The organism is Methylobacterium sp. DB0501 (assembly GCF_011043735.1).
Taxonomy (GTDB): Bacteria; Pseudomonadota; Alphaproteobacteria; order Rhizobiales; family Beijerinckiaceae; genus Methylobacterium; species Methylobacterium alsaeris.
Genome location: NZ_JAAKGV010000004.1, coordinates 219908 through 236322, shown reverse-complemented (window position 1 = coordinate 236322; position 16415 = coordinate 219908). Strand labels below are relative to the sequence as shown.

At 71.8% G+C, this 16415-nt stretch carries 12 protein-coding genes and 1 other RNA gene; 9 read left to right on the top strand and 4 right to left on the bottom strand.

Going from position 1 to position 16415, the window contains the following annotated elements; translation table 11 throughout:
- Window positions 1-36: 36 nt before the first annotated feature.
- Window positions 37-207: a hypothetical protein gene (locus G4G93_RS08385; protein WP_165083051.1), complete on the bottom strand. Its 171-nt coding sequence runs from the start codon at window positions 205-207 to the stop codon at window positions 37-39.
- A gap of 139 nt (window positions 208-346) precedes the next feature.
- Between G4G93_RS08385 and rnpB the strand changes: the two genes are divergently transcribed.
- The 9 genes from rnpB (at window position 347) to G4G93_RS08340 (ending at window position 11268) form a co-directional block, all read left to right on the top strand.
- Window positions 347-794, top strand: an RNA gene (gene rnpB, locus G4G93_RS08380) — RNase P RNA component class A.
- Window positions 795-1273: 479 nt separating this feature from the next.
- Window positions 1274-2293 carry a 16S rRNA (cytosine(1402)-N(4))-methyltransferase RsmH gene (rsmH, locus tag G4G93_RS08375; protein ID WP_165083049.1) on the top strand — a complete coding sequence of 340 codons (1020 nt, stop codon included), beginning with the start codon at window positions 1274-1276 and terminating at the stop codon, window positions 2291-2293.
- A complete protein-coding gene (locus G4G93_RS08370) occupies window positions 2290-2739 on the top strand; it encodes a hypothetical protein (RefSeq protein ID WP_165083047.1) in 450 nt (149 codons plus the stop codon). Before rsmH ends, G4G93_RS08370 begins: the two co-directional genes overlap by 4 nt.
- A gap of 5 nt (window positions 2740-2744) precedes the next feature.
- Complete coding sequence (locus G4G93_RS08365) at window positions 2745-4619, top strand: peptidoglycan D,D-transpeptidase FtsI family protein (protein WP_395411471.1); 1875 nt, start codon at window positions 2745-2747, stop codon at window positions 4617-4619.
- Window positions 4616-6073, top strand: coding sequence for a UDP-N-acetylmuramoyl-L-alanyl-D-glutamate--2,6-diaminopimelate ligase (locus G4G93_RS08360; protein WP_165083045.1), 1458 nt, complete (start codon window positions 4616-4618; stop codon window positions 6071-6073). The genes G4G93_RS08365 and G4G93_RS08360 overlap by 4 nt, the downstream gene beginning before the upstream one ends.
- Window positions 6070-7530, top strand: a complete 1461-nt coding sequence (locus tag G4G93_RS08355; RefSeq protein WP_165083043.1) for a UDP-N-acetylmuramoylalanyl-D-glutamyl-2,6-diaminopimelate--D-alanyl-D-alanine ligase — start codon at window positions 6070-6072, stop codon at window positions 7528-7530. The genes G4G93_RS08360 and G4G93_RS08355 overlap by 4 nt, the downstream gene beginning before the upstream one ends.
- An 81-nt stretch (window positions 7531-7611) precedes the next feature.
- Window positions 7612-8697: a phospho-N-acetylmuramoyl-pentapeptide-transferase gene (mraY, locus tag G4G93_RS08350; protein WP_165083041.1), complete on the top strand. Its 1086-nt coding sequence runs from the start codon at window positions 7612-7614 to the stop codon at window positions 8695-8697.
- A 204-nt stretch (window positions 8698-8901) separates the two neighbouring features.
- Window positions 8902-10335, top strand: a complete 1434-nt coding sequence (murD, locus tag G4G93_RS08345; protein ID WP_165083039.1) for a UDP-N-acetylmuramoyl-L-alanine--D-glutamate ligase — start codon at window positions 8902-8904, stop codon at window positions 10333-10335.
- Between the two features lie 99 nt (window positions 10336-10434).
- Window positions 10435-11268, top strand: a complete 834-nt coding sequence (locus G4G93_RS08340) for an endonuclease/exonuclease/phosphatase family protein (RefSeq protein ID WP_165083037.1) — start codon at window positions 10435-10437, stop codon at window positions 11266-11268.
- Here G4G93_RS08340 and G4G93_RS08335 read toward each other — a convergent pair.
- From G4G93_RS08335 to G4G93_RS08325, 3 genes are all read right to left on the bottom strand, one after another.
- Entirely contained in the window at window positions 11201-12637 is a 1437-nt protein-coding gene (locus G4G93_RS08335; RefSeq protein ID WP_165083035.1) for a phospholipase D-like domain-containing protein, read from the bottom strand. The two genes, G4G93_RS08340 and G4G93_RS08335, sit on opposite strands and share 68 nt — an antisense overlap.
- A gap of 392 nt (window positions 12638-13029) precedes the next feature.
- On the bottom strand, window positions 13030-14856 hold the full coding sequence (gene typA, locus G4G93_RS08330) for a translational GTPase TypA (protein ID WP_165083033.1): 1827 nt from the start codon (window positions 14854-14856) through the stop codon (window positions 13030-13032).
- A gap of 155 nt (window positions 14857-15011) precedes the next feature.
- On the bottom strand, window positions 15012-16376 hold the full coding sequence (locus G4G93_RS08325; RefSeq protein ID WP_165083031.1) for a TAXI family TRAP transporter solute-binding subunit: 1365 nt from the start codon (window positions 16374-16376) through the stop codon (window positions 15012-15014).
- Window positions 16377-16415: the final 39 nt, after the last annotated feature.

Sequence of the window (16415 nt, the reverse complement as noted above, 5' to 3'; positions counted from 1 at the left end):
GCGGGCCCGGCCCGGGCCCGCCCCTCCCACGAAAGCCTACGCTCCGGCGGCGGGCGTGATGCCGAGCTCGGCCAGCTTGGCGTGGATCGCCGTGACCGGGCGCTTGAGCTTGAGGCTCATCACGGAGGGCGAGACGCCCTCCTGCGCCATGGCCTTGAGCTGCTGCACGGTCTCCAGGGTCCAGCCCGCCTCGATGTTCTCGCTCATCCGGGTCGCCTCCTGTTTCGGGTCGGCCGCGCCTCGCGGCCTTGGACATCGGCAGGTAGGGGGTCCCGACGAGGCGGCAACCCGTCCCGGCGGCGCTCCCGCCTTGACGCGGCGTCCCGGCCGTCGCACATCGGCGCCGTCAGCCGGCCGGGCGGCCGCTCCGTTCCCCGTGCGCGGGTCTCCTCGTGGGACTTCCGCGCGCGAGGGGCGGGGAGGAAAGTCCGGGCTCCATGAAGAGACGGTGCCGGATAACGTCCGGCGGGGGCGACCCCAGGGACAGTGCCACAGAGAGCAGACCACCGCATCGCGGGTCCTCCGGGATCTGCCGCGGCCAGGGTGAAAGGGTGCGGTAAGAGCGCACCGCGGACGCGGCAACGCGGACGGCACGGCAAACCCCACCGGGAGCAAAACCGAATAGGGGCGGCACGCGCGGGACTCCCCGCGCAGGGCTTCTTCAGGCCCGTCGCCCGGGTTGGTTGCTCGAGGCGGCCGGTAACGGCCGTCCCAGAGGAATGGCCGCCACGTCAGGGGGATCCTCGCGGATCCTCCGGGCCATACAGAACCCGGCTTACAGGCCGGCTGATACCCAATTCCGGGAACGCCGCGCTCGCGCGGCTGCAACTGAGTGCGAGCGGGCGCGAGGCAACCGCATACTAGAGCCCGCGCCCGCGGCCGAAGAGCCGCCCCCGCCTCGACTTTCCGCGGACACGGCGCGCGAGCACAAGCCTTCGTTAACCTTGCTGGTCTCTGATGGCGCACGGACGGGTGCTACCCGCCGCGTGTGCCCTCGCGTTGACGACCCCAGAGGCCCATGATACCCCGAGCCACCCCGTCCACGGCGATTCCAGCATCGGCGGCCGCCGCCCGCGAGAGCAGGCGTGATGGTCGCGCGTCGATGGCTGGCGTGGGCATCGCGGCGCCCTGGCGCCGATCCCGGCCGGCCTCGGCCCGGCTCGTGCGGATACCGGAGCACCATGGATCGTCACGCGTCACTGCGCGCCTCTCGCGCGAGCGTTGCCGTCGTCTCGCAACGTGCCGCGGCACACGCCGCGCCGGGGTGCCGGTCGTGACCGAGGCCGCGCCCCACATCCCGGTCCTGCTCGACGAGGTCCTGCACGCCCTGCGCCTCGGGGACGAGCCGGCGGCGGTGATCGACGGCACCTTCGGGGCCGGCGGCTACACGAGGGCGATCCTGGCGGCGCATCCGAAGAACCGCGTGCTGGCCATCGACCGCGATCCGACCGCGATCGCCGCCGGCCAGGCGCTGGTCGAGCGCGAGGCCGGGCGCCTCGTGCTGGTCCAGGGCCGCTTCGGCGACCTCGACGCCATCGCCCGCGACCAGGGCTTCGCCGAGGCCGACGGCGTCGTCCTCGACATCGGCGTATCGTCGATGCAGCTCGACCAGGCCGAGCGCGGCTTCTCGTTCCGGTTCGACGGCCCCCTCGACATGCGGATGGAGCGGGCCGGCGAGAGCGCCGCCGACCTCGTCAACGAGGCCTCCGAGGCCGCCCTCGCCGACGTGATCTACCATTACGGCGAGGAGCGCCGGGCCCGCGCCGTGGCGCGCGCCCTGATCGAGGCGCGCCGGCGCGGCCGCATCGAGACCACGGCGGCCCTGGCCGAGATCGTCGCCGGCGTCGTGCGGGCCGAGCCCGGCAGCGGCATCCACCCGGCGACCCGGACGTTCCAGGCCCTGCGCATCGCGGTCAACGACGAACTGGGCGAGCTGCAGCGGGCGCTGCACGCGGCCGAGCGCACCCTGCGGCCGGGCGGGCGCCTCGCGGTGGTCACCTTCCACTCGCTGGAGGACCGCATCGTGAAGCAGTTCTTCTCGGCCCGCAGCGGCCGGGCGGTGGCGGCCTCGCGCCACCTGCCGATGGCCTCGCAGCCCGCGCCCCGCAGCTTCACGCTCGCCACCAAGGGCCCGGTCGCCGCGGGCGAGGCCGAGTGCCGCGCCAATCCCCGCTCCCGCTCGGCCAAGCTCCGGGCCGGCGAGCGCACCGACGCCCCGGCGCCGCCGCCGCTGACGGTCCTCGAAGCCCTGGCCTCCCTGCCCGAGCCTCAAGCCCGGGGAGGCCGCCGGTGATCCGCCTCCTGCACCTCGCGGCGATCGCCGGGCTGATCGCCTCGGCCATCTACGCCTACTCGATCAAGTACGACACGCTCTACCAGGCCGAGCAGGTCGCCAAGCTGAAGACCCGCCTGCGCAAGGAGCGCGACGCGATCGCGGTCCTGCGCGCCGAGTGGCAGCTCCTGACCCGGCCCGACCGGCTCCAGGGCGCGGTCGACAAGTACCTGACCCTCGAGCCGATCGGCACCAATCATCTCGGGCGGCTGGCCGACCTGCCGGTCAAGGCCGACCGCGGCGACGAGATCGCCCGCAAGCTCGAAGCCCTCGGCCTCGGCGCCACCGCGACCCCGGTCGCCAAGGAGCGTCCGGCCGCCACGACCGCCGCCGCCACCGCCGGCCGATCCGAGGAGCCCCGCACCACCGGCTCCACCTCCACCCGCACCCCGACCGCCAAGAGGTAGGCGCCGTGAGCCAGGACCAGGACTTCCAGGATCACGACGCTCCGCTTCCCGGGCCCGGTGCCGCGAGCCCGGCGGGCCGGGAGACGGTGCGCGCGGAATCGACGCACGAGGAGGCCGCCCCGGCGCGGCCGCGGGCCAGCCTCGCGGAGCGCTTGCGCGGCGGCGTCATGGCGATGTTCCGCCTCTCGGTGGAGCGCAGCGCCGCCCGCGTCGGGCTCGTCAGCCTCGTCTTCGGCGCGGTGTTCCTCACCCTGATGGGCCGCCTGGTCAGCTTCGCGCTGTTCCCGGACGATCCGGTGACCGCCTCGGCGCGCCGGGCCGAGGCCGGCGGCACGACCCAGGTCCGCCCCGACATCATCGACCGCAACGGCGAGATCCTGGCCACCGACATCCGCACCGTCTCGGTCTTCGCCGAGCCGAAGAACATCTACGACAAGGACGAGGCGGTGGAACTCCTCACCGCCGTCCTGCCGGAGATCAACGCCCGCGACCTGCGCGAGAAGCTGTCGTCGAAGAAGGGCTTCGTCTGGGTCAAGCGCGAGATCACCCCGCGCCAGCAGGTCGAGGTGCACCGCCTCGGCATCCCGGGCGTCGGCTTCCTGCCCGACCACAAGCGCGTCTATCCGAACGGCACCGCGGCCGCCCATATCCTCGGCGTCACCAACCTCGACAACGTCGGCATCGCCGGCATCGAGAAATACATCGACCGCCAGGGCCTGCGCGACCTCACCAGCCTCGGCTTCGTCGAGAAGTCGGCCGACATGGCACCGGTCCAGCTCTCGATCGACCTGCGCGCCCAGCACGCGGTGCGCGACGAGCTGGCCTGGGGCATGGAGCATTACCGCGCCAAGGCGGCGGCCGGCCTGATCCTCGACGTGACCACCGGCGAGGTGATCGCGCTCGCCTCGCTGCCCGACTTCGACCCCAACGAGCCGAAGGATGCGCTGGATCCCGACCGGATCAACCGGATGAATGTCGGCGTCTACGAGATGGGCTCGACCTTCAAGGCCATGACGCTGGCCATGGCGCTCGATTCCGGCAAGTTCACCGTCAACTCGACCTTCGACACCCGCGGCGGCGTGCTGCACTGGGGCCGGCAGAAGATCCACGAGTACCACGGCACCAACCGGGTCATCACGATGCCGGAGGTGTTCACGCACTCGTCCAACATCGGCTCGGCCAAGATGGCGCTCGGCATCGGCGTGCCCGGCCACAAGGCCTTCCTGAAGAAGATGGGTCTGCTCGACCGAATGCGCACCGAATTGCCGGAGAGCGCCGAGCCGATCGTTCCGCCGCGCTGGACCGAGATCAACACCATCACGATCGCGTTCGGCCACGGTCTCGCGGTGGCCCCGCTCCAGGCCTCGGCGGCAGTGGCGGCGATCGCCAATGGCGGCTTCCTGATGACGCCGACCTTCCTCAAGCGGACCGAGGCCGAGGCGCGCGAGAAGGCGACGCCGGTGCTCTCGCCCCAGACCAGCGAGGCGATGCGCTACATCATGCGCCTCAACGCCACCGAGGGCTCGGCCAAGAAGGCGGCGATTCCGTACTACTATGTCGGCGGCAAGACCGGCACCGCCGAGAAGGTGATCCGCGGCCGCTACGTCAAGAACCGGCTGTTCACCACCTTCATGGCCGCCGCGCCGATGGACAAGCCGAAATACCTGTTCGTCACCATCATGGACGAGCCGCAGGCCGTGGCGGCGGAATCCGGCAGCTACGCCACCGCCGCCTGGAATTCCGGCGTCGTCACCGGCCGGGTGATCGCCCGGGTCGCACCGATCCTCGGTCTGCCGCCGCAATTCGAGCCGCCGGTGAAGCCGTTCCCGCTGATGGTCAAGCTCGGCGCCTACCACGTGAACCAGCTGGACGGACGATGAGCCTCACCCTCGGCGACCTGTTCCCGCAGGCCGGTGCCGCTGCCGGCCTGCCCGTCACCGGCCTCACCGCCGACAGCCGCAAGGTCGTGCCCGGCGTCGTGTTCCTGGCGGTGCCCGGCACCGCCGCCGACGGCCGGCTCTTCGCCGCCAAGGCGGCGGCCGCCGGCGCGGTCGCGATGGTGGCCGAAGGAGAGCGGCCGGCCGACCTGCCCGAGGGCGTCGCCTACCTGGCGGTTACGGATGCGCGCCGCGCCCTGTCGCAGGCCGCCTCCCGGCTGCATCCGGGCCAGCCCGGGACGGTGGTCGCGGTCACCGGTACCAGCGGCAAGAGCTCGGTCGCCGATTTCGTGCGCCAGATCTTCGGCCGCCTCGGCCGGCAGGCGGCGAGCCTGGGCACGCTCGGCGTCATCACCACCTCGGGCGCCGCCTACGGCTCGCTCACCACCCCCGACCCGATCACCCTGCACGCGACCCTCGACCGGCTCGCGCGGGACGGCGTCACCGAACTTGCCATGGAGGCCTCCTCGCACGGCATCGAGCAGAGCCGCCTCGACGGGGTGCGCCTGACGGCCGCCGGCTTCACCAATCTCGGCCACGACCATCTCGACTATCACGGCACGCCGGAAGCCTATCTCCAGGCGAAGCTGCGGCTGTTCACGACCCTGCTGCCGGAGGATGGGACGGCGGTCGTCAATGCCGACGGCCCGCGGAGCGGAGCGGTGATCGCGGCCGTCCAGGACCGCGGCGTGCGGCTCGTCACCACCGGCCGGGCAGGGGAGGGGATCCGCCTCGTCTCCGTCCGCGCGCACGGCTTCGCCCAGCGCCTCGAGATCGCCGTCGGGGCTGCGACCCATACGGTCGACCTGCCCCTCGTCGGGACGTTCCAGGTCGAGAACGCACTGCTCGCCGCCGGCCTCGTGCTGGCGACCCCGGCCGGCGCCGGGCGCGAGGCGGAGGTCGTCGCCTCCCTCGGCCACCTCGCCGGGGTGCCGGGGCGGCTGGAGCGGGTCGGCACCGTGCGCGACGCGCTCTGCATCGTCGATTACGCCCACAAGCCCGACGCGCTGGCGAACGTCCTCGATGCGTTGCGCGCCTTCACCTCCGGGCGCCTCGTCTGCGTCGTCGGCTGCGGCGGCGACCGCGACCGCGCCAAGCGCCCGCTGATGGGCCGCATCGCGGCCGAGAAGGCCGACCGGGTCATCGTCACCGACGACAATCCCCGCAGCGAGGACCCCGCGACGATCCGCGCGGCGATCCTCGCGGCGGCGCCCGGTGCCGAGGAGATCGGCGACCGCGCGGAGGCGATCCGGGCGGCGGTGGGCTCCTTGCGCGCCGGCGACGTGCTGCTGGTTGCCGGCAAAGGTCATGAAACCGGCCAGATCATCGGCGACCGCACGTTGCCTTTCTCCGACCGCGACGCGGTCCTGAGCGCGATCGAGGAGACCCGCGCATGACCGAGCCCCTCTGGACCCTGATGGATGCCGCCGCCGCCATGGGCGGCCGCGTCGTCGCGGACGAATCCGCGGCGCAGGCGCTCTCCGGGATCTCGATCGATACCCGCACCCTGAAGGTCGGGGACCTGTTCTTCGCGATTCGCGGCGAGGCCCGCGACGGCCACGACTTCGTGCGCGACGCCCTCGCCCGCGGCGCCGGCGCCGCGGTGGTGGCCGAGGAGCGCGCGCCTGACCTCGGCGGAGCCGGACCGTTGATCGCGGTGCCGGCGCGGGACGAGGACGGCGTGCTCGCCGCCATGCGCGGCCTCGCGGTCGCGGCCCGTGCCCGCACCGGCGCACGAATCCTCGCCGTCACCGGCTCGGTCGGCAAGACCGGCACCAAGGAAGCGTTGCGCCACGTCCTGGCGGCGCAAGGGGCCACCCACGCCTCGGTCGCCTCCTACAACAACCATTGGGGCGTCCCGCTGACGCTCGGCCGGATGCCGGCCTCGAGCGAGTTCGGGGTGTTCGAGGTCGGCATGAACCATGCCGGCGAGATCGCCCCCCTGACCCGGCTGGTGCGGCCCGAGATCGCGATCGTCACCACGGTCGAGCCGGTCCATATCGAGCATTTCCGCTCGCTGTCCGGCATCGCCGACGCGAAGGGCGAGATCTTCTACGGGCTGGAGCCCGGCGGTGTCGCGATCATCAACCGCGACAACCCGAATTTCGAGCGGCTGAAGGCCCATGCCCTCGCCTCCTGCGCCGGCCGTGTGGTCAGCTTCGGCGAGCACCGCGAGGCCGACGTGCGGGCCGAGCGGATCGTGATGCGGCCCGACCTCTCGATCGTCGACGTGCGGGCGATGGGCCTCACCGTCACCTACCAGCTCGGTACGCCGGGCCGCCACACGGCGCTGAACTCGCTCGCCGTCATCGCCGCCGTCCAGGCGCTGGGCGCCGATCTCGCGCTCGCGGCCCTGTCGCTCGCCCAGCTGCGTCCCCCGGCCGGGCGCGGCGCCCGCCACGTCCTCCAGGTCGGGGACGGCGAGGCGCTCCTCGTCGACGAGAGCTACAACGCCAACCCGGCCTCGGTGCGGGCCGCGCTCAGCACGCTCGCCGGGGTCGAGACGTCCGGGCGGCGCATCGCGGTTCTGGGCGACATGATGGAACTCGGCGCGGACGCGCCCGTCCTGCACCGCGAGCTGGCGGCGGCGGTCGAGGAGCACGGCATCGACCTCGTCTTCACCGCCGGTCCCCTGATGCAGGAGCTGTTCGAGGCGCTGCCCTCCGCCCGGCGCGCCGGCGCCCGGCCGGGCTCGGCCGAACTCGTCGACCTCGTCGTCGGGGCCCTGCGGCCCGGCGACGCCGTGATGGTCAAGGGGTCGAACAGCACCCGCATGGGCCGGATTGTCGAGGCGCTCAAAGCCCGCTACGGCGGGGCTGAGGATCAGGACCTCGCCGTCGGCCGATCCGGCTGAGCGACCTTCGAAGGACTTCTGACGCGGCGGCGCGGCCTTGAGCCCGGCGCTGCCGCTCGCCCACGATCGGATGCCCCCGGGATGCTCTACCTCCTCTCCGACCTGAGCGGCGTGTTCTCGCCGCTCAACGTCTTCCGCTACATCACCTTCCGGACCGGCGGTGCGCTGTTCACGGCGGGCTTCTTCGTGTTCTGGTTCGGGCCCTGGATCATCTCGCTCCTGCGCCTGCGCCAGGGCAAGGGCCAGCCGATCCGCGAGGACGGCCCGCAATCGCACCTGCTGACGAAGCGCGGCACGCCGACCATGGGCGGGCTGATGATCCTCGCCGGCGTGATGGTGGCGGTCCTGCTCTGGGCCAACCCGCGCAACCACTACGTCTGGATCGTCATGATGGTGACGCTGGGCTTCGGCGCGATCGGCTTCTACGACGACTACCTCAAGGTCACGAAGCAGAGCCACAAGGGCTTCTCGGGCAAGTTCCGGCTCGCGCTGGAAGCCCTGATCGCGGTGTCGGCCTGCATCGCGGTGGCCGAATACTCGGCTCCGGGCCTGTCCTACCGGCTCGCCTTCCCGGTCTTCAAGGACGCGATCTTCAATCTCGGCCTGTTCTACGTCGCCTTCGCGGGCTTCGTGATCGTGGGGGCCGGCAACGCGGTCAACATCACCGACGGCCTCGACGGCCTGGCCATCGTGCCGGTGATGATCGCGGCAGCGACCTTCGGGATCATCGCCTATCTCGTCGGCAACGTGATCTACGCCTCCTACCTCCAGGTGAACTACGTCCCGGGCACCGGCGAGCTGGCGGTGGTCTGCGGCGCACTGATCGGGGCGGGCCTCGGCTTCCTGTGGTTCAACGCCCCGCCGGCCCAGATCTTCATGGGCGATACCGGCTCGCTGGCGCTCGGCGGCCTGCTCGGCACCGTCGCGGTGGCGACCAAGCACGAGATCGTGCTCGGCATCGTCGGCGGCCTGTTCGTGCTGGAGATCCTGTCGGTCATCATCCAGGTCGCGTCGTTCAAGCTCACCGGCAAGCGCGTCTTCCGCATGGCGCCGATCCACCACCATTTCGAGCAGAAGGGCTGGAAGGAGCCGCAGGTGGTGATCCGGTTCTGGATCATCGCAGTGGTGCTGGCGCTCCTGGGGCTGGCGACGCTGAAGCTGCGGTAGGATTCTTTCTCACCTCCGCGCCCTTTCCCGGATCTCCGTCCGCTGACGCTTCAGTCGTCCGGGAAAGGGGATGGTGGCAGACCGGTCCCACCCCGGCCACATGGCACAGCTTGACGAAGCCTCGCTCCGCGTCTCACTAACCGCCTGAGACACGCGCCGGGCCCCGGCCCGGCGCCGCCCTGGCGCGAAGGCCCGATCGCACGCATGACACCCTCCACCACCTTCGCCGGCCAGACGGTCGCCCTGTTCGGGCTCGGGGGCTCGGGCCTCGCCACCGCGCTGAGCCTCAAGGCCGGCGGCGCCCGGGTGATCGCCTGCGACGACAACCCGGCGCGGATGGAGGCGGCGGCTCGGCAGGGCATCGAGACCGGCGACCTGCGGCAGGCGGACTGGGCGGAGTTCGCGGCGCTGGTCCTCGCCCCGGGCGTGCCGCTCACCCATCCGGCGCCGCACTGGACCGTGGAACTGGCCAAGGCGGCCGGCGTGCCGGTGATCGGCGACATCGAGCTGTTCTGCCGCGAGCGCGTCGCCCGGAAACCCACAACCGGGAGCCCCGACGCGCCCTTCGTCGCCATCACCGGCACCAACGGCAAGTCGACCACCACGGCCCTGATCGCCCACGTCCTGGCGGCGGCCGGCCGCGACGTGCAGATGGGCGGCAATATCGGCACCGCCATCCTGTCGCTGGAGCCGCCCTCGCCCGACCGGGTCCACGTGATCGAGCTGTCCTCGTTCCAGATCGACCTGACGCCGTCGCTGGCCCCCACCCTCGGCGTGCTCCTCAACCTCACTCCCGACCACCTCGACCGCCACGGCGACATGGCGCATTACGCCGCCATCAAGGAGCGGCTGGTGACGGGCGCCGCCCACGCGATCGTCGGCGTCGACGACGCGTTCTGCCGGGCTATCGCCGGGCGCCGCGCGGGCCCGCTCACCCGGGTCCAAGTCTCCCGAGTCCAAGTCTCCCAAGGTCATGTCGGCGAGGCGGGGGAGGGGCCGGGCATCCTCGCCCGGGACGGCATCGTCATCGACGGGCGACGGGCGCCGGCGGAGCCGGTGGCCGATCTCTCCGGCATCGGGTCCTTGCGCGGCGCCCATAACTGGCAGAACGCCGCCGTCGCCTACGCGGTGGCGAGCGAGCTGGGCGTGACGCCGGACGCCTTCGCGGCGGCGCTCGCGAGTTTCCCGGGCCTGCCGCACCGGATGGAGGAGGTCGGGCGCCGCGGCGCCGTCCTGTTCATCAACGATTCGAAGGCCACCAACGCCGATTCGACCGAGAAGGCGCTCTCGGCCTTCCGGCACGTGCACTGGATCCTCGGCGGCAAGCCGAAGGAGGGCGGGATCGCGAGCCTCGCGCCGTACTTCCCGCGCATCGCCCACGCCTACCTGATCGGCGCCGCGACCGAGGATTTCGCCGCCACTCTCGACGGGCAGGTGCCGTTCAGCCGTTGCGGGACGCTCGCCGCCGCAATCGCCGAGGCCGCCGCGGCGGCGGAGGCCGATCCGGCGGACGAGCCGGTGGTGCTGCTCTCGCCGGCCTGCGCCTCCTACGATCAGTTCCGCAGCTTCGAGGATCGCGGCGACCAGTTCCGGACCCTGGTCCGGGCGCTGCCCGGATTGCGGCCGCCGGGGGCCTGACGCCCTCTCCCCGGTCGGGCCGGACGGCCTATGTCGCTCCGGTCCGACGGGCTCTCACGCCGTCGTGCCGGCCCCATCCTGCGCTTCCCCAGCGGTGACATGCTGCCCCCCCAAAGCCTCTTGCCCCCCCAGCGCCTGCTGCCCGCCGACACCCCGGCCGTTGCGCCCGCCCCGCACCGGGCGGGCCCGCGCAAGATCATCAGCTGGAACCTGCTGCGGCGGACCGGCGCGACGGTCGACGCCCTCGAGGCGCTGATCGCCCAGGAGAAGCCGGACCTCCTGTTGATGCAGGAGGCGACCGTCGACATCACCGAATTGCAGGCCCGCGCCGGCGGCCACTACGCCTGGGCGCCGCTGCCGCGCCGCATCCACGGCCTGGCGATGTGGAGCCCCACCCCCTGGGCGACGCCGCCGCGGGTGGTCACCCTGCCGTCCGGCGCCCTGATCGACCGGGTGTGCCAGATCGTCGATCTCGGGACGTTCGGCGTCGCGAACGTGCACCTGTCGCACGGCCAGGTGCTGAACCGGCGCCAGCTGCGCCGCATCGCCCAGCACCTGCCGGTGCGGGCCGCGGTGCTGGGCGACTACAACATCGTCGGGCCGGCCCTGCTGCCGGGCTTCCACGATGTCGGGCCGCGCCACCCGACCCACGCCATGGTCGATCTCGTGCCCCTGCGCCTCGACCGCTGCCTCGTGCGCGGGCTGACCTGCCGCGGCCAGGCCGTGCTGCCGCGGGGCGCCTCCGACCACCGTCCGATCGTCGTCCACCTCGAGCCCGGCAACCCGCAGGGCAAGCGCGAGCCGCTTCGCGCCCGGATCGAGGCGTTTCGCGACCGGGCCGAGGATTTCCGCAAGCGGGCGCCGCTCAAAGATATGGCAGCAGCAATCGCACGGCGGCGTCGCGCAGGCGCACGGCCATCCCGCGAGAGTTGAGGTCGTCGGCGGTCAGGCGCTGCTCCATCTTGGCCCGCATCAGCCCGTCGATGTCGGCCGCGAAGTCGGGGTCGTAGACCTCGACGTTGAGCTCGAAGTTGAGCCGGAAGCTGCGGCTGTCCCAGTTGGCGCTGCCGACGAAGCACCAGGCGTCGTCCACCACCATCAGCTTCGAGTGGTCGAAGGGCGGCCGGTCGAGCCAGATCCGCACGCCGGTCTCCAGCAGCGGCCCGACATGGGCCCGCGTCGCCCAGTCGACCACCCGGTGATTGCTCGCCTGCGGGATGATGACGTCGACGGTGACGCCCCGCATCGCCGCGAGGCCGAGCGCGGTCAGCAGCATCTCGCTCGGCAGGAAATAGGGCGTGGCGACGCGCACCGAATGCCGGGCGGTGGCGACCGCCTCCATCACCACGAACTCGATCTTCTCGATGTCGGCATCCGGCCCCGAGGTGACGACCCTGGCAAGGGAGGCGCCGGCCGCCGGGATCTCCGGGAACCAGGCCGGCCCCTCCAGGTCCTCGCCCTTGACGAAGGCCCAGTCGCGCCAGAAGGCCTGGGCGAGCTGCCCGACCACCGGGCCGTCGATGCGGAAATGGCTGTCGCGCACCGGATCGGGCGGCTTCTTCGCCATGACGTTCTCGTCGGCGATGTTGACCCCGCCGACGAAGCCGATCCGGCCGTCGATCAGCAGGAGCTTCTTGTGGGTGCGCAGGTTGAGGAACGGCATCCGCCAGGGCAGCGCCGAGTGCATGAACAGGCCGGCGGGGATACTCAGGCGCCGCAGGCGCCGGTACATCGCCGGGAAGAAGTAGCCGCTGCCGATGCCGTCGATCAGCACGCAGACCGCGACGCCCCGCGCCCTCGCGGCCGCCAGGGCTTGCGCGAAGGCCCGCCCGCTGTCGTCGTCGCGCATGATGTAGCTCGACAGGGCGACGCTGGTCTGCGCCTCGCCGATCGCCGCCAGCATCGCCGGATAGGCCTCGTCGCCGTGGCGGTAGCGCCGGATGCGGTTGCCAGCGACGAGCGGCAGGCCGCTGATCCGCTGGACCGCCTGCTTCAGGGGCTGGAACGCGTCCGGCACCTCGGCCACCGGCGGCGGGGGTGCGCCGGGCCGGGGGCCGGGCAGCACCGGCAGGCGGCGGGCGCGCCGGCTCACCCGGTTGATGCCGAACATCACGTAGAGCAGGCTGCCGAGGAGCGGGGAGAGCCAGGCAAGCCCGATCCAGCCGATCGCCGCCCCGACCTCGCGCTTCCTCATCAGAACGTGCACGGTGACGATCACCGCCAGGGCGAGGCCGAGCGGCGCCAGCACGTCCGAGCGGATCGAGGTCAGGATCCCGAGCCAGCGGTAGATCTCGTGTTCCACACGGCCTCCTGCCGCCGCGCCGCCCTCGCGCTCAGATAAGCAGGGCCGTTTGGGGAAATCATCCGGGAAGGGATCAGGCGCGGGATCCCCTTTCCCGAGTGGGGAGGGGCCGGGGGTGAGGGTGGAGACGGTGCCGGATCAGGCTCCGCGCGTTCCGCTGCCCGCGTCACGCTCAGCGTTTCACACCGAAGCGTGTCACCCTCACCCCCGGCCCCTCTCCCACACGGGGAGAGGGGATCCCGCGCCCCGTCTCGTTCCCGGACAAGCCTACGGGATACGGGAGGACGGACCGGGAATCCACTTGGGCGAGCCGGCCGTCCACCGCCGCCATAAAAAATCCCCCGCCCCGGGGAGGGGCGAGGGACGACGATGTCAGATCGTCATGCCGTCGATCAGGCGCTCAGCGCTTCCTTGGCCCGCTCCGCCCGCTTGCGGTCGTTCGGGTCGAGCACGGCCTTGCGCAGGCGGATCGACTTCGGGGTCACCTCGACCAGCTCGTCGTCCTGGATCCAGGCCAGCGAGCGCTCGAGGGTCATGCGGATCGGCGGGGTCAGGCGGACCGCCTCGTCCTTCGAGGTGGTGCGGATGTTGGTGAGCTTCTTGCCCTTGAGCACGTTCACCTCGAGATCGTTCTCGCGGTTGTGCTCGCCGATGATCATGCCCTGGTAGACCTTCCAGCCCGGCTCGATCATCATCGGGCCGCGATCCTCGAGGTTCCACAGGGCATAGGCGACGGCCTCGCCCTGGTCGTTGGACATCAGCACGCCGTTGCGACGGCCGGCGATCTCGCCCTTGTAGGGCTCGTAGGCCTTGAACAGCCGGTTCATGATCGCGGTGCCGCGGGTATCGGTCATCAGCTCGCCCTGGTAGCCGATCAGGCCGCGGGTCGGAGCGTGGAACACCAGGCGCAGGCGGTTGCCGCCCGACGGGCGCATCTCGATCATGTCGGCCTTGCGCTCCGACATCTTCTGCACGACGACGCCGGAATACTCCTCGTCGACGTCGATCACGACCTCCTCGATCGGCTCCATGATCTCGCCGGCCTCGTCCTTCTCGAAGACGACGCGAGGACGCGAGACCGCGATCTCGAAGCCCTCGCGGCGCATGGTCTCGATCAGGATCGCGAGCTGCAATTCACCGCGGCCCGAGACGTAGAACGAGTCCTTGTCGGCGGCTTCCTCGATCTTGAGCGTGACGTTGCCCTCGGCCTCCTTGAACAGGCGGTCGCGGATCATGCGGCTCGTGACCTTGTCGCCCTCGGTGCCGGCGAGGGGTGAGTCGTTCACGATGAACGACATCGTCACGGTCGGCGGGTCGATCGGCTGGGCCTGGATCGGGGTCTCGACCTGCGGGTCGCAGAAGGTATCGGCGACGGTGCCCTTCACCAGACCGGCGATCGACACGATGTCGCCCGCCTCGCCGACCTCGATCGGCTGGCGCTCCAGGCCGCGGAAGGCCAGGATCTTCGAGACGCGGCCGGTCTCCACGACCTTGCCCTCGCGGTCGAGGACCTTGATCGCCTGGTTCGGCTTCACGGTGCCCGAGGCGATGCGGCCGGTGATGATGCGGCCGAGGAACGGGTTGGCCTCGAGGAGCGTCCCGAGCATGCGGAACGGACCCTCCTCGGTCTTGGCCTGGGGCACGTGCTCCAGCACCAGGTCGAAGAGCGGGGCGAGGCCGTCGTCCTGCGAGCCCTCGGGCGAGGTCGCCATCCAGCCGTTGCGGCCCGACCCGTACAGGATCGGGAAGTCGAGCTGCTCGTCGGTGGCGTCGAGCGCCGCGAACAGGTCGAACACCTCGTTGACGACCTCGGTGATGCGGGCGTCGGGCCGGTCGACCTTGTTGACCGCCACGATCGGGCGCAGGCCGATCTTGAGCGCCTTCGAGACCACGAACTTGGTCTGCGGCATCGGGCCCTCGGCCGCGTCGACCAGCACGATCACGCCGTCGACCATCGACAGGATGCGCTCGACCTCGCCGCCGAAATCGGCGTGGCCGGGGGTGTCGACGATGTTGATGCGGGTGTCCTTCCAGACCACCGAGGTGGCCTTGGCCAGGATGGTGATGCCGCGCTCCTTCTCGAGGTCGTTCGAGTCCATCGCCCGTTCCTCGACCCGCTGGTTCTCGCGGAAGGAGCCGGATTGCTGGAGCAGCTTGTCGACCAGGGTCGTCTTGCCGTGGTCGACGTGGGCGATGATGGCGATATTGCGCAGCTTCATGGGATGTCCGAAGCAAACAAAGCCCGGCACGCCGCGCGCCGCCAGAATGGCAGCCGGACGCATCGAGCCGGGGGAAATCTGTTGCGTTGCAATAGAAGGTGTGGCGCCACTTCGCAAGAGGCTCCCTAGGCAAGAGGGGGCCGTCTCCGAGTGGGTCACTCCGCCGCGGCGGAGAGCGGGTCCGGTCCGCGATCGACGGAATGGGCGTGCCGCTCCAGCAGGATGGCGCGGCGCTCCGCGATCGCCCGTCGCGCCTGATCGAGGCCGAGGGTGAAGGCCGCCACCCCGGCATTGTCGATGGCGCCGGTCCCGGCGCGGGCGAGCGCGGCGGCCAGGATCTCGTCGGCCTGCCGCTCGAGGTCGGCGAGTTCCAGCTCGTCCTCGACGTCGCGGCTCGCCCGCACGATGGCGAGCAGCTGGCGCAGGAGCGCCATGTCCCGGGCCCGCGACCGGTTGGCGGCCCGCGACACCAGCGTCGCGGCGGCCGAGCCCAGGATCGAGACGCACATGACCAGGAGATAGAACCAGTCGCCGTAGCGCTCGAAGAAGCTCTCGACCTCGCCCTCGTAATAGGCCTGGGCGCCGGGATGCACCGGCAGCGACGCGCTCTTCGAGGTGTCGGGCGCCTCGATCTGGTTGGCGAGCGGCACCTCGGCGGCGAGGCCCGGCCGGTTGACGAAGAGCAGCCGGGTCAGCTCGGAGACGGTCGAATCGGACAGGTGCGCCTGGGCCACGAGCCGGTGGCTGACCCCGACGGTGGTGAAGGCCTCGGCGGGCCGCGGCGGCGTGCCGCCGAAGGTGCCGCGGGCGATCTCGACGCTCTCCAGCGCCGGCCAGCGCCGGGCCAGCACCGCCGCCTCGCCGATCGGGATGAAGCTCGGGGTACTCCCCGCCGAGTTCCCGCTGCCCGAGTTCCCGCTTCCCTTGGCGATGCCCGCCACCACCTCGCTGGCGGTGCGGCCGGTGAGGGGGCTCACCACCATCACGGCGTCGACCCGGCCCTCCCGCAGGGCCTCGCCGGCCTCGCGCCCGTCGCCGAGGGGCACGGTCGTGACGGCGTCGGCCGGCACGTCGTAATGCTCCAGGATGCTGGCGAGCAGCCGGGTGTTGCCGGCCGGGTTGCGCACGATCCCGATCCGCTTTCCCCGCAGGTCCGGCACCGCAGCGAGGCTCGGGTCGGCGGCGAGCAGCAGCACCGCGTCGCGGTGCAGGATCGCCACCGTCTGGGTGCTCGCCGGGATGCCGACGTCGGAGCGCACCACCGCGAGGTCGGCCTTGCCGTGCTCGGCCGCTCCCGCGCTCTCGGCGACCCCGCTCGTCGTCACGGGGCGCAGGCGCACGTCCTCGTGGGTGCGGGCGAGGGCCTGGGCGACCGCCGCGACCAGGCGCGCATCCTCGCTCCCCGCCGGCCCGACGGCGACGCGCAGGGTCGTCGGCTGCCCGAGCCACTGATAGGCGAGGAGCGCCGTCGCCACGAGGGCGAGGAGAGCCGCGAGGACGATGGGAACGTGGCGCCGCATGGGGCATCACCTTGCGGCGGAAGGCCGGGGGCCGGCAAT

What these genes read in the sequence shown, in the direction of transcription:
- G4G93_RS08385 (WP_165083051.1), bottom strand. Translation starts at nt 207, where the DNA reads ATGAGCGAGAACATCGAGGCGGGCTGGACCCTGGAGACCGTGCAGCAG.
- G4G93_RS08355 (WP_165083043.1), top strand. Translation starts at nt 6,070, where the DNA reads ATGACCGAGCCCCTCTGGACCCTGATGGATGCCGCCGCCGCCATGGGC.
- mraY (WP_165083041.1), top strand. Translation starts at nt 7,612, where the DNA reads ATGCTCTACCTCCTCTCCGACCTGAGCGGCGTGTTCTCGCCGCTCAAC.
- typA (WP_165083033.1), bottom strand. Translation starts at nt 14,856, where the DNA reads ATGAAGCTGCGCAATATCGCCATCATCGCCCACGTCGACCACGGCAAG.
- G4G93_RS08340 (WP_165083037.1), top strand. Translation starts at nt 10,435, where the DNA reads ATGCTGCCCCCCCAAAGCCTCTTGCCCCCCCAGCGCCTGCTGCCCGCC.
- murD (WP_165083039.1), top strand. Translation starts at nt 8,902, where the DNA reads ATGACACCCTCCACCACCTTCGCCGGCCAGACGGTCGCCCTGTTCGGG.
- G4G93_RS08325 (WP_165083031.1), bottom strand. Translation starts at nt 16,376, where the DNA reads ATGCGGCGCCACGTTCCCATCGTCCTCGCGGCTCTCCTCGCCCTCGTG.
- G4G93_RS08360 (WP_165083045.1), top strand. Translation starts at nt 4,616, where the DNA reads ATGAGCCTCACCCTCGGCGACCTGTTCCCGCAGGCCGGTGCCGCTGCC.